We start from the raw sequence: 20,192 nt of genomic DNA, 5'->3' as shown, positions 1-20,192 counted from the left end.
ACACTATTATCCTCACATATTTATACGCATTGCTATTTCACATTATTGTTTAACATCGTTATGACGCATTACCATTTAACATCATTATGACCCATTACAGTTTAGTATCGTTATGACACAGCATCATTTTCCTTCGACGACTGTGTAAACAACAATACCCAGCAATCCATACAAACTAATTTACAACAAGGTATTTCAATTTCTACATCGAATTACCTCAATATTTCTATTACCCAGTTGAGTAAACAAGTGCAACAAGGTACATTCATCGTTTCGATTCTGTAAAGGCTATTTTCTATGAAAGTTATTTCATTCAACATTAACGGGCTTCGTGCACGTCTTCATCAATTACAAGCAATTATCGATAAGCACCAACCGGATGTGATCGGTCTGCAAGAAATTAAAGTTCATAATGATGCTTTCCCAATTGAAGCTGTAGAGGCAATGGGCTATCACGTTTATTATCACGGTCAAAAAGCACATTACGGTGTTGCTATGTTATGTAAACAGAAGCCAACAGATGTTCAATATGGCTTTCCTACTGATAACGAAGAACATCAGAAACGTATGATCATGGTCACTGTACCTGATGAAGATGGGCAACCAGTACGTATTTTAAATGGATACTTCCCTCAGGGAGAAAGCCAAACTCATGAAATAAAATACCCTTACAAACGTCAATTTTATAAAGATCTGAATACGTATCTTAACGAAAACCACACTGCTGAAGAACAAGTCATTGTGATGGGTGATATTAATATTTCTCCTCAGGATTTAGATATTGGCATTGGTGAAGTTAACGCGAAACGTTGGTTACAAACTAAAAAATGTAGTTTTTTACCAGAAGAGCGTGAATGGTTAGCAACGTTAATGAATTTCGGTTTCACCGATACATTCCGCTTATTACATCCAGAAGAAAATGAAAAATTCAGTTGGTTTGATTACCGTTCTCGCGGTTTTGATGATAATCGAGGATTACGTATTGATGTCGTCTTAGCAACAGCATCATTAGCAGAGAAAACAGTAGAAGCAGACATTGATTACGAATTAAGAGGCATTGAAAAACCTTCAGATCACGCGCCAATTTGGACTGAATTCGCTTAATCAACTTTTAAAGCTTACACAATAAACAATGACATTATTGTATTGTTATCACAAACTAAAACGCTTGTTTACAATGGTAAACAAGCCTTTTTTATATTCATATTTTCTTATCAATACACTTATACCCATTACATTAAATAAGAGTTCTCTATTTTACGCAGGAAAAATGACTTAGTTTAAGGCGTAAATTGAGGCATCTCGAAGGTTAACTTCGTTAATCGTCTATCGAAGAATTAACCAAAAGAGGTTAATTAGTGTGATTGATATTCTGTAAATTAAAGTTTTAGCAGCCAGTATAAGATAAATCAGACAGCCATTTTAAATACTGACGCTAACGCTCTATTTTAAATGTGAATATTTCGGTTTAAATTTTCGGCCAGCTCAATAAACTACAATCAGTTAATGTTAATAATTTAGCTTGGCAAGCTTCAGTTAAAAACTCAACACCGTTATCCGGTAATGCCATAAAATTAAAGGTTTGATCAGCATACGTAAATTGAATTTGATACGCATGTAAATAACCACGATCATAACGATAAGATTCTTCCGCAGCATAAATAGGGTCACCAATAATGGCACTTCCTACACTTTTAAGCGCAACACGAATTTGATGTGTTTTTCCTGTTTTAGGTTTAACAACAAACAGTCGTTTACCCTCACCTAATGAGTAGCTAAAAAATTGAGTAATGGCTAAATTATCTTGGCCACGCGTTAATTTCCACATAGAACGACGCGATTTTTCCATTCCACCTTTAATTAAGCCTTGGCTTTTTTTAGGTTTCTTATCTGCAATGGCTAAATAATATTTTTTAATTTGTTGGGTTTTAAATAATTCCGATAAACCACTTGCTACGTGTGATGACTTAGCCAGTAATAAAAGGCCTGATGTCATTTTATCTAAACGATGCACGCTGAATAATTTTTGTTTTAAAAACTTTTCAGCGGCAACAACAACACCAAACTCTCCATCTTCACTATGGAAGTTAATTCCAGCGTGTTTATTAATAACAACAAAGTCATCATTCTCTGCAACTAATGAAAAGTATGCGTTTTTTGCTTCAATTTTTTCAAGCATGGTTATTCCAATTATGGCGATAAAAGACTAATTCTAGCAATACTGAATTCAATAATGCGACAGTATTAAATAATGAGTGCTACAAATCAGCTGGCGCATTTTGCGCGGCACTATGGCCTGCATTATAAGCTAAATTACTTAGTAATTGCGGTAGTATTCTTAATATTTCAACTGGCTCAGGTAATTGAGCTAACAGTTCGATATGTTGTTGATCAATATTATCAGCAGGTGCTAATTTACTTAATAATAAAATAGTCGTCTGTAAGATGTTCTGAGTATTAAAATCTTGTTCAACCAATACCCATTGATCATTAAAAAGCTCAATGGCAACTAAAAAACCAGTGGCAAACTGAATCGCATGTTCGGTTACTGTTTCTTGTTCAGTTAACCATTGGCCACTATTTAAATTATCTAATGGAATAGCTTGTTGATACAGGTTTTGAATCTCAGAGACTAACGTTAACACTTTTTTAGCATATTCAGCAGCTTGCAGTTCGTTATCGAAGCTAATATCCACTCCGTCTAACCATAAATAAGACAACCACTGCTCAAGGTCAACTAATTCTGGTAGTGCTTGAACACTACAAATAAAACCAAGTTGATAATAAGGAGTGTGTAAATTAACTGATTGCTTATGATTTTCATTAAAAGTAATAAAATCCATAAAAACATTATTTAGATGATCGGGCATTGTAATCTCATTATTATCTATTGATAGGTGAACTTTGAATGCTATATGTTAATCGTAATGCGTTAGCTGTGATCAGTCATGGTTTTTAACGATCAAAAATCTGTAACTCAATACGATTTACATGACTGAAACTAGAACATCACATACAAAAAAGCCTACCCGAAGGTAGGCTAAATCTAACTATCTAGTCATGCTCTAGTATAAAACGTCAGATAAATTGTATAAATCTTGACGGAATGGACGCTTCATTTTTGTTAAGCATTCAACGATATCATGGTCGACCATTTCACCGCTTTTAATACCAACACAACGTGCACTTTTTCCTGCCATTAAAATATCAACAGCATAAGAACCCATACGGCTTGCTAAAATACGGTCAAATGCCATTGGTGAACCACCACGTTGGATATGCCCCAAGATAGTTGCACGTGTTTCACGTTTAGTTCTTTCTTGAATACGTTTAGCTAAAGCATTAACGTCAGTAATATGCTCTGTGATTGCAACAATCGCATGCTTTTTACCTTTCTCTTCACCTAATTGAATTTGTTTAATTAGCTTTTCTTCATCAAATTCTTTTTCAGGGACGATAACATATTCACTACCACCAGCAATCGCCGCCCATAGTGTTAAATCACCACAGTAACGTCCCATCATTTCAACAATTGAAATACGGTTATGTGAAGAAGATGTATCACGCAAACGGTCAACTGCATCTACGATTGTGTTTAAACAAGTCATAAAACCAATTGTAAAATCAGTGCCTGCAATATCGTTATCAATTGTGCCAGGAAGACCAATACATGGGTATCCCATTTCACTTAATTTCAAAGCACCCATATATGAACCATCACCACCGATAACGATTAATGCTTCAATACCGACTTTTTCTAATTGTTTAATGGCTTCTTTACGAACGCTTTCTTCTTTAAACTCAGGGAAACGAGCAGACCCTAGAAATGTACCGCCACGATTAATAACATCAGATACTGAGTGACGATCTAATTGTTCAATTTTACCTGCATGTAATCCTGCAAAACCATCGTAAATACCAAACACTTCGATATCGTGTGATAGACAAGTTCGAACTACTGCTCGTACTGCACAATTCATACCTGGCGCATCGCCACCACTTGTTAGAACACCAATTTTTTTAATCACAATTTACCTCAACCAATTACACTAATTGACAAATATTATAAAATTAAATTATGACAGTTTATGCATAATTTCAGATTACAATTATCGTCTATAAAATTAAAACTTTATTATTTTAACTCAAGTTAAATGCAGCTTTCTATAAGAAATATAGAAAGTAAATGACTAGACTGCATATCCACTTCATTAAAATAGCTATTATTTAATCACTGGTTTTTCATGTAAACAACCTATGACGCCTCGTTTAACAAGCATACAATAAGAGCCCGCTGTAGAATAACAATAATATTCATATTATGGTTAAAAAGCTATTTCTTTGCTGTTTTATTAATTTGGATCAGTTATCTTTTTTTATATTGTCACAAATTTGCAATAAATAAGCTTTAAGGTAACTGAAAATTAAAAAGGAGAATAAAATGAAAAGTAAAAAGAAAACATTAAGAAATAAGCATGTTTGGTTTTCAGTATGGAACCCAAAATCGAGCCAACTTAGTCCAAAATGTGACGCGGAATACCGCCCTATTCGCCAATCAACTCGTTAATAATCACCCTCTAACGGTTTATTAAAACCGTATTTTCATAGACTCTCATCAAATTCAAAAAATAAAAAAAGCAGGTAATTAACCTGCTTAAAATACTGTCAAAATCTATGGTTATACCAATCACACTAATTAACTTATCTTTTTGAGCAACAGTCACCCCCGACCAATAAGTTTAATAAATGACATTAACCTAATTTGTCTGACGCGACTGCATATGATGGGTCTTCAATCACATTCATTTCAACCAGTACACCAGCCTTGTGCAATAACTTACGGCAGTCTTTGCTTAAATGGCGAATATGTAATTTTTTACCTTCTTTTACATAACGTTCATTCAATACGCTAATTGCTTCAATGGCTGAATGATCAGCAACACGTGACTCAGCAAAATCAACAACAACATGTCGAGGATCATTCTGAACATCGAATAGCTCTAAAAAGTTACTTACTGAACCGAAGAATAATGGACCATTGATACTATAAGATTTTTCAGTCTTTTCTTTATTTTGATCTACTTTTGCGTGAATGTGTCGAGCATGTTCCCATGCAAATACTAATGCAGAAACAATCACACCGACAAATACCGCAATCGCAAGGTCGGTCACCACAGTCACCGCACTAACCAATACGATAACAAATGCATCTTTAACAGGAACATTACGCATCATCTTGAATGAAGCCCATTCAAATGTGCCTAATACAACGATAAACATAACGCCTACTAAAGCTGCTAGCGGAACTATCTCAATTAAACCAGAAGCAAATAAAATAAAGGCAAGTAATGCTAAAGCAGCTGTAATACCCGATAGACGACCACGACCACCTGAATTAATGTTGATCATTGATTGGCCAATCATCGCACACCCCCCCATACCGCCAAATACACCATTGATCATATTTGATGCACCTTGAGCAACACACTCTTTATTGGGACGACCACGTGTACCAGTCATTTCATCCACAACGGTCAATGTAAGTAGCGATTCGATTAAACCGACGGCGGCTAAAATGAGTGAATAAGGTAGAATTATCTGCAATGTTTCTAATGTAAACGGAACAGCAGGTAAAGCAAAAGTAGGTAAAGTACCCGCTATTGTTGCATTTTCATCACCGCTCATACTTTGTAGAAAATCTAAGACAGTGCGTGTATCTAATGCAGGTACAAAATAAACTAATAAAGTAACCACTAAAATAGCCACTAAAGTAGACGGTACTGCATTAGTTAATTTTGGAAGAAAATGAATAATTGCCATGGTTAATGCAATGAGCCCTAGCATAATGTACATCGCTTCGCCTTGAAGCCAAGTTAAGTTGCCCGCCGCATCTTTAACTTTAAACTGGCCCAACTGCGCTAAGAAGATAATGATGGCTAAACCGTTCACAAAACCTATCATTACAGAGTGCGGAACCATACGGATGAATTTTCCGAGATGAAATGTACCGAATAGAACCTGCAATAAGCCAGCTAATAACACAGCTGCAAAAAGGTATTGAACACCATGCTCACTCACTAATGCAACCATTACCACAGCCATCGCACCCGTTGCGCCAGAGATCATACCTGGACGACCACCGAATATAGCAGTAACTAAACCCACCATAAATGCAGCGTATAAACCAATCATTGGTTCTACACCTGCAACGAAGGCAAAAGCCACCGCTTCAGGAACCAGTGCAAGTGCAACAGTTAAACCTGAAAGCACATCATTTTTAACACTGCTTTTATTAATTTGGGGGAATTCGAACACTACTGTAGTTCCTTTTTAAGACGTAAAATATAGGGCGCGCATTATATCGCCCATTAAGGCTAACAGCAAAAAAAACACGTTTTTAAATCAAATGAGGAATATCAGTTTGTAAGGTTAAAGATAAGTTTAAACCTCAATCAATGCAACAACCTTTATAGCCCTTTGTTTTCATGGTGAATATCAATATAACGGCTTTGTTTCTTTTCTTTTAAATAATGTAAATCAACAATGACTAAACCATCGATACAATGATTAAAGTCAGGGTCAATATTAAAGTCAATAAACTGTACACCACCTTCATAACAGAGTTCTGTATATTGCTTATATAACGTGGGGACACTTACCCCCATATTATTCATCATTGCTTTCAGTTTCATAAAGTCTTTTGCATAACTGTCACCACTAAAATAAGTAAACAATTCACTGTCTAACGCTTCTGATAATGAATAAGCGTTTTTTGCAATGGCTAAATGCCCCTGGGCAGGAAAATACAATTGATAAAAGTAGACTAAAAACGCATGGGCTTTTTTCGGTAAAGAAGCACTTAACGAAACTGGGCCAAATAAATAACGAATATCTTGGTTCATCGCTAAATAAGCACCAATACCTTGCCATAAATAATCTAAACTACGTTTTCCCCAATAACGAGGCTGCACAAAACTTCGCCCAAGTTCAATACCTCGTTCAAAATAAGGTTGCATGTCCGCTTGGTAATTAAATAGTTGAGCGCTATATAAGGTATTGACACCTTGTTCAGATATTAAGCGAGAAGTGGTAGTAAACCGATATGCACCGACTAACTCTAATTGCGCCTTGTCCCATAAAATAATGTGCATGTAATCAAAATCGAATCTATCTACATCACGTTTTTCACCTGTGCCTTCCCCTACCGCTCTAAAGGTCACTTCTCTACATCGACCTAATTCTTTTAAAATTACACCATGTTCAGGTTTTTCTAATAGATAAATACTTTTACCATCGCAAGTATTACCTAATAACTGGCACTGCTCGATAGCATGTTTTAATTCAACTCTGGTAACCGGATGAGCAATCACGGTTTCAGTTTTAAAGTAACTCCGCTGCCCTTTGGCAACGCGATACACTTCTTTTTGTAATAGGTTAACTTTGGCTTTAGTTGAAAGTTTATGTTGGTCGTAACTACTAAAAGGAATTAACTTACCAATGCTGACTTGGATACTTTGCTCATTATGTTTGAACATCTCTTTCACTAATAACAAACCAGCTAATGGTTTATAAAACAATGAAGAGGCATAAAAGGTCCAAGAATTTTTCGCTTTAATATGGATAGGCAATATCGGTGCTTTTGCTCGAGAAGCTATTTTTAAAAAGCCTTTTTGCCATGCACAGTCCTTAATGCCTTTTGCAGTAAAGCGCGATACTTCACCAGCAGGGAAAATGATAACGGCACCGTCTGCTGATAAAAATTCGTGTATATTAAGTAAGTCCTGCCTAGCCGTATTGCCAGACATGTTATTCACGGGTAATAACACATTATGTAGCGGCTTTATTTCCATCAATAACTCATTAGCCACCACTTTTACGTCACTTCTTAGCTTTTTAACTAAATGTAATAAGGCTAAACCGTCTAATGTGCCAATAGGATGGTTTGATACAATCACAACACGTCCTGTGACAGGAATACGTTCAATTTGCTTGTCTATGGTAGCAAAACTAAAATTAAAGTAATCGAGGGTCTTCTCGATTAAATCAAACCCTTTCAAGTTAGGGTAGCGATCGGCAAATTGCACAAACTCTGTTTCATGTAATAGGTTTTTACATAATGAGCTTAATAACTTATGTTGTAATGAGTTCTCGACTAGCTGTGGAAAATACTTTTTAAATATCTGCTGGCTTGAAATCATTTTATTACCATCCTTTTATCCTGTTTAAAATAGAATAAGAACAATCGATGACAGCCAGGTTACAAGAATAAGACTTATTGATGACGCTGTAAAAATCACACCGCATATGACTCGATTATACTTTAATATCAAATAACCTCAGTTCTGGATAATTAAAGCGATACAGCACCGCTATTTCCGCGGATTTCAACGTTAAATTATCTCTCAATAACCCGTTATTGCCTCTATAATTCGCTTTGAACTACGCAACACTAACGGCACTGACTAGTAAAAAATAGAACCTTATGATTTCATAATATAATGCTGCTTTCATTAACCAGAATTAAGGTTAAATAGGTAATGATGAGGTGATAAAACTTGCTTTGAAGTACAACAATTGAAATGAAGAGAAAGATAAACTGGGCATTAAATATTTATAGAAAAGGTTTGTAGAAAAGGTTTGTGGCATTTATTTTAAAACCCTTACATTGATTATTTATAAGGGTTTTAAATTTATTAACTATTTATAATTTTTTTTATTAAGCTAATTAGAAAATTCAGTTTCTACTTCCCATGCTTTTTGATGGTATTGGTATAAAGCATTAGTACCAAGGAAGTTAACGTTAATTTTATCTTTATCGGCATAAAAGTCTTTATTAAATACAAAAGCCCCCTTTAATAAAGGTAATGTTAGCCATTTAGTCGGCACTTCAACTTGATTAAATTGAATTAAACGTTGTGATGGTTTTTGACCACTTTTACTCGCGATAGTCCAGCCCCATTCACCAAAAGAAGGCACATTTTGGTGATACTGCTCAGTAATAAACCCAGCTTCTTGCAGTGTTTTACCTATCGAAATAAAAGCAGATTGCGCATGAAATGGTGAGGTAGACTGTACAACAATGACACCGTCTCCACTTAATAAATGCTTCAAACGATAATAAAAATTCACACTGTACACTTTGTTCAAATCCGGGTGACTAGGGTCAGGTAAATCAACAATAATAGTATCAAAGCTTTGTTTATTAGCTAACAAACGATCTATCGCAATAAAAGCATCATCATTGATAACCTTCACACCTGGTTGATTGAAGCTATCTTGTGTTAAACGTTCAATTTTATCACTAAGATGAGGTGGTAAAAATGCCTCTGGTGTTTTAAATAATGCAATCAAGTTAGGGTCTAAATCAATTAAAGTGACATGAGAAGGGTTCCATTTTTGCACTTCTCTTAATGCCAAACCATCACCTCCACCGATAATTAAAATATTATCGTGGCGAGCTGAAGCTTGCATGGCAGGATGAACTAAAAATTCATGGTAAATATGTTCGTCTAAGCTCGAAAATTGCAGACGCCCATTAATATAGAAGTTATAAATAGGCTCATAACCACCACCTAACAAACGCTCTGTAAACACCAGGTTTTGATAAGGTGTTTGGGTTTGATAAACCACTTTATCTAGATACAGCATGTTCTGCATCTGTTTTTGCCAATGCCCACCCGATACAAAAATGAGAACAATAAAAACGGCGAGTATTAAGTGACCGATAATCAACTTAACTTTATGACGTAAATAGTGCTTAAAACGAACCAGAAAGATAAAACCTGCAATCAAGTTAAGTGAAGCAGTTAACGCAGCTGCTTGGCTAATTTCAATGTTTAGCATAAACAGCACCCATATAGCGGCACCTACACCAGCGCCGATATAATCGGCACCATAAATTGTCCCAGCATTATGTGCTAAATGATGGCCATATATGGTTTCACGGATACGCGCAATCAGCGGGATTTCCATACCAATTAAAAAACCTAAAATAAAAGCAAACACATAAGGTAAGTTAATACTAAACCAGGTGATACTGGCTAAAAAATCCCCTTTCAGTAAAACATCATTGGGTATTTGGTAAGTATCAGCAATGATTTGCGGTAAGGTTTGACTAAACCCAATCACGGAAGCAATAAATAAAGTCGCACTACAACCAATTAGTGCCACCGTTAACTCTAAAATGACAAAGCCTTGAAAGGCATCTTTAATCTTTTTAGCAGCAAAGGCCCCTAACCCCATAGAGACAATCATAATACCAATAATCGCATAGATAACGGTTTCGACACTGCCTAAAATACGTGCTGAATAATGAGAGAGAAGATACTCATAAATTAAACCACAACAAGCTAATGTTGCCATGATTAAAATTAATAAAGCGTCATCGATCACTAGTTTGATTTTTTTACTATTAAGTGAGTTTGATTGCATTACTTGTTATTCGCTTATAAAAAAAGCCATCTAATAGATGGCTTAATAGGTTTGGATTAAATGATGTTTTTGAATTAAGACATTAAGCCCATCAATAACAATGCAATTGAAAATGATGTTGCTAATTCAATAGTTGCGACACCTACATTTTGTTGTTCTTCAACTTCTTCACGACGATTAATACCCCATAAAACAAGGAATTTAGCCATCGCAGTGAGTACCGTTAATAACACCATTAAGATAATGCTAATAACAACCCATTGAGCAATACCAAACCATAATGCATTGGCATCAAAAATAATAAAATAGCTTGCTGCTGTTACTGACATTGCAGTAGAAATTAAGTAGCCACTGTAACGTAACGATAATGCAATGTGTTCATTAACCAATGCAGTTTGGAAAGAAATGCCATTATTTTTTGCATATTTCCATTCAAAAAGACGCGTAATGATGACTAACATAACCTGTGAAACAATCCATGCAGCAATCAAAGCAATGAAAGTATCTACGGTTAATCCATCAACCCACATAATGGCCGCACGTACAACAATCGCTGTTGCAATAACAGAAGCCGCATCAACTAATGCAACAGGAATGTTACGGTTTAAAATTAATTCTTGTTTATTAAAATCAGGTAACGCAAATTTATCATGAATATAACGCCCTGCTTTAATCAAAATCAAACCCGCTAGACCATAGCTAAGCATACCAACAAATTCTATTTGGTATGAGCCAGCTAATTCTCCGGTAATCGCACCACTTAACGCGATCCCCATTGCAGCAACACCACCAGCCATACTGATACCGTAAGCAAAGTTATCTTTTTTTGCGAGTTCATCTGCCGTATCAACTTTGCCGAGCATACCCATCGCATAACGAATACAACCTAATAATAAAATAGCCACGGCCATATCAATTGCTAAATAACCTATCAGCGTTCCACTGAGGTCTAACGTTGTAATTAATTCATTCATATTACTATCCTATTTACCGCGTCTAACGCCACGTGAAGTGGTCGATGTGCTATTTCTGAAACTGCTCGATGATGATTTTTGCTTAGAGTAACTCGATTTACCTGAGAAACTTGGTGCACGTTGTGCCTGCTTACTCGCAGTAGACATACTGCTCGCGCCAGTTTTAGATTTAGCATAAGGACTCTTAAAACCGCCTTTATTACCAAATTTTTTCTTAGTGCGCTGCGCTAAATCATCTTGTGATTTTTTTTGTTGCGGTGAGGTATAACGATTACGACCCACATCATTATAGTAACTATAGTCACGACGAGAAGACCAACGATCATAACCGATTTGACGAGGTGAAATCGCAGAGAACAACGTATAAGCGGCATACCATTGCCAGAATGATCCGCCACTACTGTTTGATTGCCATTGGCCGTAAGCTGGGTTACCTACTAACTGACTACCAACGCCATTACTTTCAGCACCATTTGCTTGTAGGCTTTGAGCTTGGCTAATCGCATTAACGCGAGCCAATTTACCATCGGACATATCAGCAATAACATTGATAGGATCCGACAATGCATCGCTATATAGGTTTGGATCCGACGCTTCAACTAAGGTTTTACTTTCATAAAGTTGTGCTTCGATATCACCTAATACATCAGGTCTCGATTTTAAAGTCGATAAGCGATCCGTTAATGAACGATACATAGCTCCATTACGTGTCGCATCTTTAGACAACGCCGTTAAGAGAGGACTAAGGTCAGGCTTTTCTTTAGTTAATAACGCAGCATATTGCTGCAAGATAATCGCATTACGAATACGATCTGTATCTAGGTTACTACCTAAGTTCTCAATTAAATAATCAGCTGTTTTAATATTTGCTTGCAGTCTATCTGCACGGTCATCACCACAGGCAACAAGCAGCAAACTAAAACAGCAGATAAGAAAAATTCGCATACGCTTTATGAATCCTTTCTGTTAAGAGCTCTATCAGACAATACATTAATGACGCGTTGTAGGTCATCAGCAGTATCTACACCTGCCGGTGGTAGTTCACAGGCAATATCGACATGTATTTTATAACCATGCCACAATACACGTAATTGCTCTAATTTTTCTATCAATTCTAAAGGTGATACAGATAATTGTGCGTATTGTTTTAAAAAGCTAACACGGTAAGCATAAATGCCAATATGTCGTTGTAAATGTTGCAAATCAACATTTTTTGCTTGCTGATTTTTTGCAGTGAAATTATCACGATCCCAAGGTGTCGTTGCACGACTAAAATATAAAGCTAATTTATTTTTATCTGTAACGACTTTAACTGCATTAATATTAAATGCATCTTCTTGGTCAGTAATAGGTGCACTTAATGTAGCAACACTCGCTTGTTCGTTAGTAAATAGGTTAGTGGCAACTTGTTTTATTACACTTGGTGGAATTAAAGGCTCATCACCCTGCACATTAACGATTATTTCATCGTCAGCAAATTGATAGAGAGTACAAACTTCTGCCAACCTGTCAGTGCCTGACTCATGGTTTTTAGAAGTTAAACAAACATCGATATTATCCACGCCCTTTAAAACATCAACAATGCGTTGATCATCCGTCGCCACAATGACTTGTTTAGCACCACTTTGTAATGCTTGTTCTGCGACACGTTCAATCATGGTTTTACCCAAAATATCAGCCAATGGTTTCGCTGGTAATCGCGTTGACTGGTATCGTGCTGGAATAACTACAATAAATGACATAATTATCTCTCGTCTGCACTCAATTTACGTGCTTCAACTTGTAACAATGCTGGAATGCCATCTCTCACAGGATAAGCTAAATGGTCAAATTTACAGATCAGTTCATTATCAGCTTTGTTATACGTTAATTTACCTTTGCATATTGGGCAGGCAATAATATCCAATAGTTTAATATCTAACATTTTAATTCCTTAATCTGTTTTAATTTTTCTAAAAACGGTTGAGTAAATGTATCCGGGAGTTGCCCATCAATCGGTAAATACCACCAATTCGATTGTGCAAAACAAGTACATTTCACTGCATCTTTTTCTGTCATTAATAACGGTATCGTTGATTCAAATTGCTTAAAATCATCTTCTACATAGGCATGGTGATCTGCAAATGCGACCTTTTTTTGTAGTCTAAATGCTTGTTTTGTAAGTGTATCAAAAAAGCGTGGAGGATAACCTATTGCAGCACAAGCATTAACCGATTGGTCTGATTCAAGGATTAATGTACCAGCAACTCCATCAACTCTTTTACATTCAGAAGGTTGTAATAACATGGTAAATTCATCAGTATGATATTCACCATTGTTAATAATATAATCGACAGTGTTTAAGCGACTAACAGGCTCTCTGAGAGGCCCCATTGGCATGATGTGTTGGTTACCATAACGTCGCTTACCATCAACAACCACAATTTCAATGTCGCGTTGCAAAGCATAATGCTGAAGCCCATCATCGGTGATAATTACATCAACGTCACAATGCTCAGCTAAATAAGCAGCGGCATTAGAGCGAACTGGATCAACCACAACAGGGATATGTAAACGCTTGTGAATTAAAACAGGTTCATCGCCCGCTTCTTTACCAATAGTATCTTGGCTGACTAACAATGGGTAAGTTTCTGACTTCCCCCCATAACCACGGCTAATCACTCCAGGTTTATAACCTTGTTTGATGAGTAACTCACATAAGCTAATCACAAAGGGTGTTTTACCGTTACCTCCCACTGAAATGTTGCCGACAACGACAACAGGTAACGGGCTTTGATAACTTTTGAGCCACCCTTTTTTATAGGCATAGCAGCGTACAGTACTAATACACTGCATGATTAAAGCCAATGGAAATAAAAACCATGCCCACCAACGAGTTGCTTGATACCAAAATGGCATTACAACAGTCCTGATGCTTGCATTTGACTTAAGCTATGATAAATTTTTTCTTGTGCAATTAATTCGGCATGCGTGCCATGTTCAACCACCTGTCCTTGATCAATCACTAATATTTGATCAGCATGCTCAATCGTTGATAGGCGATGTGCAATCACAATCGATGTTCTATTTTTTTGCAATTCATCTAATGCAGCTTGGATATGACGTTCAGATTCGGTATCCAGTGCAGACGTTGCTTCATCTAAAATTAAAATAGGTGCATCGCGTAATAAAGCACGCGCAATCGCTAAACGTTGGCGTTGCCCACCCGATAACATAGCGCCATTTTCACCAATAATAGTATTTAAGCCCTCTGGAAGTCCTTCAATAAACTCCATTGCATGAGCAGTTATAGCGGCATCAATAATATCTTGTTCCGTAAACTTCCCTTCGCTAGCATAGGCAATATTATTCGCGATCGTATCGTTAAATAAATGTACATTTTGCGACACAATCGCAACTTGATTACGTAATGAACTTAAACGGTAATCTTCAATATTTTTGCCATCTAATCTAATTTCACCTGAGTCAATATCGTAAAAACGCGTGAGCAAATTAGCGATAGTTGATTTACCACTGCCAGAACGCCCTACTAAAGCAATTGATTGACCTTCTTTGACTTCAAAGCTAACTTTCTTTAATGCAGGTTTATCAGCGGTTGGGTAAGTAAAAGTAATATTATCAATACTGATATTGCCTTTCACGCGCTCAACTTCATATTTCCCTTCATCTTTCGCTTTTGTCATATCTAACATATCAAATAAGCTATGGCTTGCAGAAATACCTTTTTGAATTTCGTTATTGATTTGCGTTACGTTCTTAATCGGTTTCATTAAAGCCATCATAGAGCTAATAATAACCACAAAAGTACCTGACGATAACGTATCCATGATTTGCGGATAAGTCGCTAAATAAAGGACAAAAGCTAATGCAAATGAAGCGATAGTTTGTATAACAGGCACACTAATAGCATTGGCGCTGGCCATTTTCATATTTTGTGTACGTACAATATTGCTAACACGATCAAACTTTTCATTTTCAAGCTTTTGTCCGCCAAACATTAACACTTCTTTATGCCCTTTCAGCATCTGTTCAGAAGACGTTGTTACTAACCCCATCGCATTTTGCAGATTTTTACTGATTTTTCTAAAACGTTTACTCACAATACTAATTGCAACACCAACAATGGGAGCAATTACAAAAAAGACTAATGATAATTGCCAGCTTTGATAAAACATCAGTGAAACAAGGCCAATAACCGTTGCACCTTCACGAAATATTTTAACTAAAGCATTACTCGCCGCATTTGAAACTTGACTTGCGTCATAGGTTATTTTTGATAACAAATCGCCAGTATTAGTTTTATCAAAGAATGAAATTGGCAACAATATTAGTTGTGCAAACAACTGGCGCTGCAACTTCATGACAACGTTTGTACCCACCCAAGCCATACAGTACGAACTTAAAAATGCAGAAACACCACGAAGCGCAATAATGATCACCACAAAATACGGCATCATTTCAAGTACTGAAGGATCTTTACCTGTAAAGCCATTGTCAATCAAAGGCTTTAATGACCAAATAAGAGTCATATCAACCAAGGCATACCCAATCATGCCAACGATGCCGCCAAATAAGGCAAGTTTAAATTCCTTAACATAACTAACTAAACGCTTTAATACTGCCCAGCCGTTGTCTTTTTCGTTTTTCATTAATACACCAAATAATAGATTTAGAATGCAAGATGTCGATGATACCAATAAGCAGCAAGATCTTCTCTATAAGTTTTTACGTCAATATGCTGATTTTCCACATTAAAGCGAATAAATCCAGTGTTTGCCGTTGTTAATTGTCCAACATTGAGTAATTGATAACGCTCAACCACAGATAATATAGGAAAATGCCATCGATTTTTATAGCCAGCAGAAAATACAACCCATTTTGGTTGAACTTGTTTTATAAAAGCGAGGCTAGAAGACGTCTTACTACCATGATGAGGAGCGATTAAAATATCAGCTTTTAAATTTGACTTTTTACTTGCTTCATTTTTACTCACTAACCTTTGCTCTACGGCTTTACTAATATCGCCCGTGAGTAAAACGCTGTTATATCCATCACTGATATTTATCACGCAGGAGTTATTATTATTGTTTTTACCTATCTTTGAAGGAGAAAGTACTTTTAACGTTAGCTTTCCTAAGTTAAAAGATTGCCCCGCTAAGCACTGCTTGAATTTGCGTGATGTACTTCCATTTTCTCTTTGTTCACTATTCATTAAAGCCGCTTCACCAACATAAGTATTTTTTATCGTTAATTTATCCTGTATTGCAAACACGCCTCCTGCATGGTCATTATCACTGTGGCTAACAAATAAATAATCTAATTCAGCAATTCCACGCGCATTCAAATAAGGTAAAATAGTTGAATCGGCAACTGCATAATGTGAGGAGTAACTTGGGCCTGTATCATATAAGAGAACCTCCCCTTCACTTTTAACTAATACTGCTAAACCCTGACCAACATCAAACACTTCAACCTGCCATGTATTATTTTCATCCCATATAAATTCAGTCATTCTTAAAATAATAAAGCTTATAAAAGTAACCACAATAATATTCAACGCTATTTTTTTAAGAATAAAGAACCGAGTTAATAGAAATAAAAACAACAATAATAAAATAAACAGAGCGGTACTTAATATCAATGAAATAGTCAAGTCAGAAAGAGAGACGTAACCTACCGTAAACCCACTTGCATAGTGTAAGAACGTGTCTAATAAGTAATTACTAAACTGTAATAACAAAACGCCAACAGGTTCAATAACGACTAAGATTAAACTGCCCAATAAAGTAAGTGGAATAATGAACCAAGAGAAAAGCGGAATAGCAATTAAATTAATGACTAAAGAAAAAAAGCTAATGGCTGAAAAATTAACAAGCTGAATAGGTAACATAAACAAGGTCAAGACCAGCTGTAACAAAATTAACGATTTTACAAATGTGGTCGTATTTTGTAGCAAAATTTTCCACCAAGGTAACTCTTGAGTATTTACTTTATCTGTTCGGTGCATTATCCACATAAAAATAAGAATACTGCTCATGGCAACAAATGAAAGCCATAGACTACTACTTAAAATAGCTAAAGGGTCGAACAACAACATCAACCAAAAGCACAAGACTAATAAATCCAATAAACTGACTTTTCGTTTACTAGATAACATCAATACACCCAAAAATAACATTAACAATGCACGCTGAGTGGGTAATGAAAATCCAGATATATAACCGTAGCCAACGCAAACAAAAAAACCTAACCCATTCACTAAACGCCAAGAACACCAACCTAATAACCTTCCCGGCAACACCCTTTTTAATAAACTATTAAAAATGACAAAAGAAAAAATAAACAATAAACCGATATGCAATCCAGATATCGCAAATAAATGCGCAATGCCCAGTTCTTTAATCGTATTTTTATCAGTGACACTCATTAGGCTTTTATCTGCAAAAATAAGTGCAATAAGCGCGCCTTGCTGTGACATAGAATCAGTCACTTGTAATACTTTTTGATATAATTGGGCGCGTGATGATATCTGAGAATCTAGGACGTTAAGATGTTGCTTAATATTCGCAATATAAGCAATGTGCTGTGAATAACGCCATTTTTGGCGATCAAAGCCGCTTGGATTTGCATTTCCCTGCAGAGCTTTTAGTTTCACTTTAAATTGGTGGGTTTGCCCAGCTTGCACTTGTAAACTCGGTCTAAACCAACGCATTTCAATTAATGGACAATAATGACAAGCTTGATCATTGAAAGCGGTAATACGAGCAATAAAATAACCACTATTTTTTGTATTGATTAATGATTTAATATGCACTGTTATGTTATTGTCTTGGACATCAAGTGCATCAGATATAAAATTAACAGATGATTTATGATTATTATTATTTAATAAATATTTGTTTTGAGCGATACTATTCGGATTCACGAGTGCTACAGACCCACCTAAGAAAGTCATGTATACGAAGGAACTGAAATACAGTGCAGTTAACGGAATAACGGTTAGATACCGCCATCTTGGCCAGCACAAAAAAATAAAGATAACCAACGCACAACTAAGCATGCCATTAGTATTCAATAACTGTGGCCAATAAAGTGTGGTAACAAAAGTAGCAATAGATAGCCATATTGTTATATGCATTTTTTCCCGTTTGAGTAGATAAAGTTTAATTATATGCCAAAAAAATTTATTAAACGTTTTACCCCTAATCCAGAGAAGTTAAAAGCTCACCCGCATTTGAAACGTTTTGGATCTAAATTACTGAATCCTAACCTATGGCATTTGAATAGGCGAGGCGCTGCAGGTGCAGTCGCTGTTGGTTTATTTTGTGCATGGATGCCAATGCCCTTTCAAATGGTATTAGCGGCATTCTTAGCCATGTTTTTTTCTGTTAATCTTCCGATATCAGTCGCATTAGTATGGGTTTCAAACCCAATCACTATGCCGCCGTTGTTCTATGGTGCTTATCGTTTAGGTGCTTTTATTTTACAGGAACCACTATTAGATTTTCATTTTAAGCTTTCATATCATTGGATAGTCAATGCATTTGAAACGATTGCTCCACCCTTGTTTGTTGGTTGCTTAATTATTGGTAGTCTTAGCGCATTTTTAGGCTATTGGGGTGCGATGTTATTTTGGCGCTATAGTTCGATTCAAAAATGGAAAAAGCGTAAATATTATAAAAAGCGTTAATAATATTAGTCGAACATAAAAATATAGACAAATAATAGATAGAAAATAGATAAATAATTCGAATTTACACAAGAATTAATTTACCCTGTTGATAATCATACCAATTTCATTCAATGGGTGGAAAAATCACTCATTGTTAACAACATTATTTGATAATATGGATATTTCATGAAAATACGTCAACAACTTATATCAGCATTAGTATTAAGTACTTTATCAGTACCTGTATTAGCCGAAAGATTAATTAGTGCAGAACCTTACCAAAATGATTATATAACTGTTACTGGCTTTTTAGGATCACGCTTAGACATCGATGTAGATCAAGGAACAGGTGAAAATGATCCAGGTGATGGCTTTCATTTTTCGCAAGCAATTGCATTGAACTGGAATTACAAAGAGAATTCTGAAGGTGAATTACTGTTCTCTAATAGTTTACGTACTGACGGTGATCAAAATATATACGTTCAATACTTGCATGTTGGTGGGCGTATCTTATTCACTAATACAACGCCATTTTCAACAAGTATTGCATTAGGTGTTGGTGGTACTTATATTAACCCACAAGGTGATACATACGAGTCAAATTTTGCTTTCTCTGCAAGCATGGCCGCTGGTATCCGTTATCAATTTACAGATCAATTCGCTTTTCGTAGTGACTTAAGAGTTTATGGTACTTTATTACGTGAAGGACATAGTGAATCTTTTTGTAGCGGTGATGATTGTTCTGATGGCTACTTAATAGAAGCTGAACTATTAACAGGTCTTGAATATAAATTCTAAAGTTAGACTTAGTGCCTAATTCACTAAAAAGCTAAATAAACCTTTTGCATTGTTAAATATAAGTCATTTGTTAAGACTTAAAATGTAAAAGGTTTCATACCGTATACCTCACTCATATCTTCTTCTGCTGATTTAACTTCTACAATCAATTTATTTAATACGCCTTTTATCACCTTTCTTCGCTCAACAAGTGTCACTCACTCATTAATTTAATCTATTCAGATTACATTATGTCAGACTTAATCCCTCTCTACTTTGAACTATTTTTAAGAAAGATATCTTTCATAAAAATACCAATTACGTTAATACCAATGGAA

The 20,192-nt window shown here is 35.8% G+C and carries 17 protein-coding genes; 4 read left to right on the top strand and 13 right to left on the bottom strand.

The window, feature by feature from the left end:
- Window positions 1-297 precede the first annotated feature (297 nt).
- Complete coding sequence (gene xthA / locus SP041_RS17940; protein WP_025565603.1) at window positions 298-1,104, top strand: exodeoxyribonuclease III; 807 nt, start codon at window positions 298-300, stop codon at window positions 1,102-1,104.
- 364 nt (window positions 1,105-1,468) lie between these two features.
- Here the strand turns inward: xthA and SP041_RS17935 are convergent, their stop codons facing one another.
- The 3 genes from SP041_RS17935 to pfkA form a co-directional block, all read right to left on the bottom strand.
- A complete protein-coding gene (locus SP041_RS17935; protein ID WP_025564804.1) occupies window positions 1,469-2,179 on the bottom strand; it encodes a TIGR01621 family pseudouridine synthase in 711 nt (236 codons plus the stop codon).
- Window positions 2,180-2,258: 79 nt separating this feature from the next.
- A complete protein-coding gene (locus SP041_RS17930) occupies window positions 2,259-2,870 on the bottom strand; it encodes a UPF0149 family protein (protein ID WP_025564805.1) in 612 nt (203 codons plus the stop codon).
- A 195-nt stretch (window positions 2,871-3,065) separates the two neighbouring features.
- On the bottom strand, window positions 3,066-4,028 hold the full coding sequence (gene pfkA, locus SP041_RS17925; protein WP_025564806.1) for a 6-phosphofructokinase: 963 nt from the start codon (window positions 4,026-4,028) through the stop codon (window positions 3,066-3,068).
- 413 nt (window positions 4,029-4,441) lie between these two features.
- On the opposite strand from pfkA, the gene SP041_RS21375 reads away from it, so the two are divergent.
- Window positions 4,442-4,567: a hypothetical protein gene (locus SP041_RS21375; protein WP_276607156.1), complete on the top strand. Its 126-nt coding sequence runs from the start codon at window positions 4,442-4,444 to the stop codon at window positions 4,565-4,567.
- A 185-nt stretch (window positions 4,568-4,752) separates the two neighbouring features.
- Here SP041_RS21375 and SP041_RS17920 read toward each other — a convergent pair whose 3' ends face one another.
- The 10 genes from SP041_RS17920 to SP041_RS17875 form a co-directional block, all read right to left on the bottom strand.
- On the bottom strand, window positions 4,753-6,315 hold the full coding sequence (locus SP041_RS17920) for a SulP family inorganic anion transporter (RefSeq protein WP_025564807.1): 1,563 nt from the start codon (window positions 6,313-6,315) through the stop codon (window positions 4,753-4,755).
- A gap of 152 nt (window positions 6,316-6,467) precedes the next feature.
- Complete coding sequence (locus SP041_RS17915; protein WP_025564808.1) at window positions 6,468-8,198, bottom strand: GNAT family N-acyltransferase; 1,731 nt, start codon at window positions 8,196-8,198, stop codon at window positions 6,468-6,470.
- Window positions 8,199-8,721: 523 nt separating this feature from the next.
- Window positions 8,722-10,431, bottom strand: coding sequence for a polyamine aminopropyltransferase (locus SP041_RS17910; RefSeq protein ID WP_037049344.1), 1,710 nt, complete (start codon window positions 10,429-10,431; stop codon window positions 8,722-8,724).
- Between the two features lie 74 nt (window positions 10,432-10,505).
- A complete protein-coding gene (locus SP041_RS17905) occupies window positions 10,506-11,405 on the bottom strand; it encodes a DUF350 domain-containing protein (protein WP_025564809.1) in 900 nt (299 codons plus the stop codon).
- Between the two features lie 9 nt (window positions 11,406-11,414).
- A complete protein-coding gene (locus tag SP041_RS17900; protein WP_025564811.1) occupies window positions 11,415-12,350 on the bottom strand; it encodes a hypothetical protein in 936 nt (311 codons plus the stop codon).
- Window positions 12,351-12,355: 5 nt separating this feature from the next.
- Window positions 12,356-13,147, bottom strand: coding sequence for a 3-deoxy-manno-octulosonate cytidylyltransferase (kdsB, locus tag SP041_RS17895; protein WP_025564812.1), 792 nt, complete (start codon window positions 13,145-13,147; stop codon window positions 12,356-12,358).
- A gap of 2 nt (window positions 13,148-13,149) precedes the next feature.
- A complete protein-coding gene (locus SP041_RS17890; protein ID WP_025564813.1) occupies window positions 13,150-13,329 on the bottom strand; it encodes a Trm112 family protein in 180 nt (59 codons plus the stop codon).
- Window positions 13,323-14,303 (bottom strand): tetraacyldisaccharide 4'-kinase, encoded by a 981-nt coding sequence (gene lpxK / locus SP041_RS17885; protein ID WP_025564814.1) that lies wholly within the window; start codon window positions 14,301-14,303, stop codon window positions 13,323-13,325. Before lpxK ends, SP041_RS17890 begins: the two co-directional genes overlap by 7 nt.
- Window positions 14,303-16,054: a lipid A ABC transporter ATP-binding protein/permease MsbA gene (gene msbA, locus SP041_RS17880; protein ID WP_025564815.1), complete on the bottom strand. Its 1,752-nt coding sequence runs from the start codon at window positions 16,052-16,054 to the stop codon at window positions 14,303-14,305. The genes lpxK and msbA overlap by 1 nt, the downstream gene beginning before the upstream one ends.
- A gap of 20 nt (window positions 16,055-16,074) precedes the next feature.
- Window positions 16,075-18,543 (bottom strand): DNA internalization-related competence protein ComEC/Rec2, encoded by a 2,469-nt coding sequence (locus SP041_RS17875; protein WP_025564816.1) that lies wholly within the window; start codon window positions 18,541-18,543, stop codon window positions 16,075-16,077.
- A 33-nt stretch (window positions 18,544-18,576) separates the two neighbouring features.
- Between SP041_RS17875 and SP041_RS17870 the strand changes: the two genes are divergently transcribed.
- Together SP041_RS17870 and SP041_RS17865 are read left to right on the top strand one after the other, a co-directional pair.
- The gene (locus tag SP041_RS17870) at window positions 18,577-19,095 is read left to right on the top strand and encodes a DUF2062 domain-containing protein (RefSeq protein WP_025564817.1); all 519 of its coding nucleotides are present in this window, start codon (window positions 18,577-18,579) and stop codon (window positions 19,093-19,095) included.
- 168 nt (window positions 19,096-19,263) lie between these two features.
- Complete coding sequence (locus SP041_RS17865; protein WP_025564818.1) at window positions 19,264-19,875, top strand: outer membrane beta-barrel protein; 612 nt, start codon at window positions 19,264-19,266, stop codon at window positions 19,873-19,875.
- Window positions 19,876-20,192 lie beyond the last annotated feature (317 nt).

The sequence above is a fragment of the Psychromonas sp. SP041 genome, assembly GCF_000470315.2.
In the GTDB taxonomy this organism is placed as follows: Bacteria; Pseudomonadota; Gammaproteobacteria; order Enterobacterales; family Psychromonadaceae; genus Psychromonas.
This window is presented reverse-complemented; position numbering and strand designations above follow the sequence as displayed.

Bases quoted from the DNA above. Each gene is read 5' to 3' on its own strand.
- msbA (WP_025564815.1), bottom strand. From the start codon at position 16,054: ATGAAAAACGAAAAAGACAACGGCTGGGCAGTATTAAAGCGTTTAGTT.
- kdsB (WP_025564812.1), bottom strand. From the start codon at position 13,147: ATGTCATTTATTGTAGTTATTCCAGCACGATACCAGTCAACGCGATTA.
- SP041_RS17935 (WP_025564804.1), bottom strand. From the start codon at position 2,179: ATGCTTGAAAAAATTGAAGCAAAAAACGCATACTTTTCATTAGTTGCA.
- SP041_RS17875 (WP_025564816.1), bottom strand. From the start codon at position 18,543: ATGCATATAACAATATGGCTATCTATTGCTACTTTTGTTACCACACTT.
- SP041_RS17930 (WP_025564805.1), bottom strand. From the start codon at position 2,870: ATGCCCGATCATCTAAATAATGTTTTTATGGATTTTATTACTTTTAAT.
- SP041_RS17905 (WP_025564809.1), bottom strand. From the start codon at position 11,405: ATGAATGAATTAATTACAACGTTAGACCTCAGTGGAACGCTGATAGGT.
- SP041_RS17910 (WP_037049344.1), bottom strand. From the start codon at position 10,431: ATGCAATCAAACTCACTTAATAGTAAAAAAATCAAACTAGTGATCGAT.
- SP041_RS21375 (WP_276607156.1), top strand. From the start codon at position 4,442: ATGAAAAGTAAAAAGAAAACATTAAGAAATAAGCATGTTTGGTTTTCA.
- SP041_RS17865 (WP_025564818.1), top strand. From the start codon at position 19,264: ATGAAAATACGTCAACAACTTATATCAGCATTAGTATTAAGTACTTTA.
- xthA (WP_025565603.1), top strand. From the start codon at position 298: ATGAAAGTTATTTCATTCAACATTAACGGGCTTCGTGCACGTCTTCAT.
- SP041_RS17900 (WP_025564811.1), bottom strand. From the start codon at position 12,350: ATGCGAATTTTTCTTATCTGCTGTTTTAGTTTGCTGCTTGTTGCCTGT.
- SP041_RS17890 (WP_025564813.1), bottom strand. From the start codon at position 13,329: ATGTTAGATATTAAACTATTGGATATTATTGCCTGCCCAATATGCAAA.
- SP041_RS17870 (WP_025564817.1), top strand. From the start codon at position 18,577: ATGCCAAAAAAATTTATTAAACGTTTTACCCCTAATCCAGAGAAGTTA.
- lpxK (WP_025564814.1), bottom strand. From the start codon at position 14,303: ATGCCATTTTGGTATCAAGCAACTCGTTGGTGGGCATGGTTTTTATTT.
- SP041_RS17915 (WP_025564808.1), bottom strand. From the start codon at position 8,198: ATGATTTCAAGCCAGCAGATATTTAAAAAGTATTTTCCACAGCTAGTC.